The organism is Pseudomonas sp. K5002, from assembly GCF_013386655.1.
GTDB lineage: Bacteria > Pseudomonadota > Gammaproteobacteria > Pseudomonadales > Pseudomonadaceae > Aquipseudomonas.
Genome location: NZ_JACARK010000186.1, coordinates 1 through 4,093 on the forward strand (window position 1 = coordinate 1; position 4,093 = coordinate 4,093).

Consider the following 4,093-nt stretch of genomic DNA (forward strand, 5'->3'; position numbering starts at 1 on the left):
TGTGGGAGCGGGCTTGCTCGCGAAGGCGGTGTGTCAGGTAACTCATGTACCGACTGATCCGCCGCTTTCGCGAGCAAGCCCGCTCCCACACTGTTTTGCGGCGATTGTGGCTTTACCCACAATCCCTGTTAACCCACCTGTGGATAACCTGTTCGCGGCTGTCCACACCCCATGCAAATCAAGCCCTCCAGCTCGCTGTACGAAAAACAACCAACCTAACTGACGGTTTTTCCTTGGGTTTTTCTGTGGATAAGGAAAATGCCCGGGACAGACTTGCCCCCAAAGTCTGTTGGTGCTTCTGTGGATAAGATGTTCGCTATCCGCTGTAGGCCATATAATGCGTGGCTTACAGTGCGTTGATTAAAATGTAACCAATATCGCTATTCCGGCTGGTTTTTGCTTTCAAAGCCGCGATTTTCCTCGGTTTAAGCCGGTTTTCCACAGATGGCCCAAAGTTGCCCCCAAAGTCTGTTGGCGCTTCTGTGGATAAGGTGTTTGCGTTCCTCTGTAGCCCATGCAGGACGTGGCTTTCAGGCTTTAGGTCAAAAAATGATCAATGTGGGATAAAACCGGTGCCTTTGAATAAGTCACGGATTTTCTTGGTTTTATTTCGACGGGAAAGCGCAGTTGCCCACAATTGCTGTGGGTGGCTTTGTGGATAAGTTGTTGGGCAATGGCTGGAAGTAAGGCGGGCAGCGGTCTGTCACGGTGTTGGATGAATTTTGTACAGTCACAAACCAGTGTGGGGGCCGGGCAAGCCCGGCTCCCACATTTTGATCGGCGGCGTGTCAGCCGGTTACTCGTGTACGGCGACGCCTTTCAGATACGGCGCTGGCGCCGCCCCCAGGTTGCTCAGCATCCGCTCGCTGTACCAGTCCACAAAGTTGACCACACCAAACTCATAAGTCTTGGAGTACGGCCCTGGCTGGTACGCGGTGGAGTTGATGCCGCGCTGGTTCTCTTCGGCCAGGCGACGGTCCTGGTCGTTGGTGGCGTCCCACACTTTGCGCATGCGCTCGACGTCGTAGTCCACACCCTCCACGGCGTCCTTGTGCACGATCCACTTGGTGGTGACCATGGTTTCCTGGGCACTGATCGGCCACACGGTGAACACAATGATGTGGTCGCCCATGCAGTGGTTCCACGAGTGAGGCAGGTGCAGGATGCGCATCGAGCCCAGGTCCGGGTTCTTGATGCGGCCCATCAGCTTGTTGCAGCCTTGCTTGCCGTCGAGGGTCATCGACACGGTGCCCTTGAGCAGCGGCATGCGCACGATGCGGTTACGCAGGCCGAAGCTGGCGTGGGCGTAAGGGATCTTTTCGGCATCCCAGGCGGCGGCGGAGGCGGCCACGTGGTCCTTGAAGGCCTGGTCGGCCCGCGGGTCGGTAACGTCGTCCCATTCCAGCAGGGTTTTCAACAGTTCCGGGTGCGACGCGTTGCAGTGGTAGCACTCGCGGTTGTTTTCCAGCACCAGCTTCCAGTTGGCTTTTTCAAACAAGGTGGTCTGGATCGCCACCTTGGTGTTCTCCATGTCGTAGGGTTCCATGTAGTGGCTCAAGGTCGACAGGAAGTCGTCGATGGCCGGCGGGTTCTCCGACAGGCTGATAAAGATGTAGCCACCGGCGGTCTTCACATTCACCGGCTTGAGGCCGTATTGCTTCATGTCGAAGTCGGCGCCCATTTCGGTACCGGCGAACAGCAGGCGGCCGTCCAGTTCATAGGTCCACTGGTGGTAATGGCACACCAGCTTGGCAACCTTGCCCTTGTCGCTGGTGCACAAGCGCGAACCGCGGTGGCGACACACGTTATGGAATGCGTGCACTACACCGTCGGCGCCACGGATCACGATGATCGGGTTCTTGCCCACTTGCAGGGTGATGTAGTTGCCCTTGGCGGGGATCTCGCAGGTCATGCCGGCGATCAACCACTCTTTCTGGAAAATTTCCTGCATGTCGATATCGAACAGCCGTTCATCAGAGTAAAACGGCTGTGGCAGCGAAAAGGTCCGCTCGCGTTCTTGCAGCATTTGCGCAGTGGCCTTGCGTGCGGGTTCCAGCGGATCGCCCAAGCTTAAGGTTGCGGTGACGTCCATCGTGTGTGTCCTCATGGCCATTCTGTGTGGCCGGCGAATAGTGGCTAGGTTTTGCAGCAAGGCGTAAAGAAAGTGTCTTTGTTGGGAGCGAGTGTGGGCCCCACAACGGCCAGAACCTTATCCATGAACGACATGGCCCACTCTGTTCCCGACGCGCAACCCCCGTGGTATGGGGGCTGGTCGCGATAAGTATGTGAATGTCGCAGATAGGTAAATGGGTGATTCGCGCGTTACGCAGAATCGCCACCATAAGGCCGATCACACGGCTATGGAGAACAGCATGTCCAACAGCTTCCTGAACCCGGTAACAACCCAGACCTGGGCCAATGGTCGGCACATCGTCCGTTGCGTCAAAGTCATCCAGGAAACCTGGGACGTGCGCACCTTCTGCTTTATGGCCGACCAGCCGATCCTGTTCTTTTTCAAGCCCGGGCAGTTCGTCACCCTGGAGCTGGAAATCGACGGCCAGCCGATCATGCGTTCGTACACTATTTCCAGTTCGCCGTCGGTGCCTTACAGCTTTTCGGTGACCATCAAGCGCGTGCCGGGCGGCAAGGTGTCCAACTGGTTGCATGACACGCTGCATGAAGGCCAGGAGCTGGCGGTGCACGGGCCGGTGGGGTTGTTCAATGCCATCGACTTCCCGAGCCCGAAAGTGCTGTACCTCAGTGGTGGTGTCGGTATTACCCCGGTGATGTCCATGGCGCGCTGGTTCTACGACACCAACGCCAACGTCGACATGACGTTTATCCACAGCGCCCGCTCGCCAAAGGACATCATTTACCACCGCGAGCTGGAGCATATGGCGTCGCGGATTGATAACTTCAGCCTGCACCTGATTTGCGAGAAACACGGCCTGGGTGAACCCTGGGCCGGTTATCGCGGTTACCTCAACCACAAGATGCTCGAACTGATGGTGCCGGACTTCCTGGAGCGGGAAGTCTTCTGTTGCGGCCCGACGCCTTACATGAACGCGGTAAAGCGCCTGCTGGAAGCCGCCGGCTTCGACATGGCGCGTTATCACGAAGAATCCTTCGGCGCGACGCCACCGGAAGCCCGGGCCGACGCGGTGGAACAAGCCGAACAAGCGGCGGATGCACCGGAGATCGACCTGGCGGACCTGCATCAGGTGGAATTCATTGCCTCTGGCAAGAGCATCCGCGTGGCACCGGGCGAGACCGTGCACGCAGCGGCGGCCAAGCTTGGCCTGCTGATTCCGAAAGCTTGCGGCATGGGGATCTGTGGGACGTGCAAGGTGCTGAAGCTGGGCGGGGAGGTCGAGATGGACCACAACGGCGGGATCACCGAGGAAGACGAAGCGGAGGGTTACATCCTGTCGTGCTGCAGCGTGCCGAAGGGTGATGTGCGCATCGAGTTCTAATGATCGTTCCCACGCTCCGCGTCGGAATGCCTCCTTGGACGCTCCGCGTCCCTCTGTGTGACGCGGAGCGTCACGGGCTGCATTTCCACGCAGAGCGTGGGAACGATCAGGCCCAGCGTTGAATTTCAATCAGGCCGTCCGGTCCTGCATAGTTACGGACGTTGGAATACCGCCAGCTCGGCCAAGTCCACACAACCCCGCTTCACAGGAATCGATCGTTCCCACGCTCCGCGTGGGAATGCCTCCTTGGACGCTCCGCGTCCCGCTGTGTGACGCGGAGCGTCACGGGCTGCGTTCCCACGCAGAGCGTGGGAACGATCAGGCCCAGCGTTGAATTTCAATCAGGCTATCCTGTCCCGCATAGTTGCGGGCGCTGGAATACCGCCAGTGCTCGGCCAAGTCCACACAACCCCGCTTCACAGGAATCGATCGTTCCCACGCTCCGCGTGGGAATGCCTCCTTGGACGCTCTGCGTCCCGCTGTGTGACGCGGAGCGTCACGGGCTGCATTCCCACGCAGAGCGTGGGAACGATCAGGCCCAGCGCTGAATTTCAATCAGGCCATCCTGTCCTGCATAGTTGCGGGCGCTGGAATACCGCCAGTGCTCGGCCAAGTCCACA

General features: G+C 58.6%; 2 protein-coding genes and 1 pseudogene. 1 reads left to right on the top strand and 2 read right to left on the bottom strand.

Features of this window, described 5'->3' with window-relative positions:
* Positions 1–796: 796 nt before the first annotated feature.
* Entirely contained in the window at positions 797–2,092 is a 1,296-nt protein-coding gene (gene gbcA / locus HX846_RS10640; protein ID WP_003216945.1) for a glycine-betaine demethylase subunit GbcA, read from the bottom strand.
* Between the two features lie 280 nt (positions 2,093–2,372).
* On the opposite strand from gbcA, the gene gbcB reads away from it, so the two are divergent.
* The gene (gene gbcB / locus HX846_RS10645) at positions 2,373–3,473 is read left to right on the top strand and encodes a glycine-betaine demethylase subunit GbcB (RefSeq protein WP_003216947.1); all 1,101 of its coding nucleotides are present in this window, start codon (positions 2,373–2,375) and stop codon (positions 3,471–3,473) included.
* A 318-nt stretch (positions 3,474–3,791) separates the two neighbouring features.
* Here gbcB and HX846_RS10650 read toward each other — a convergent pair.
* Positions 3,792–3,896: pseudogene (locus tag HX846_RS10650) on the bottom strand (transposase); the annotation flags it as partial.
* Positions 3,897–4,093: the final 197 nt, after the last annotated feature.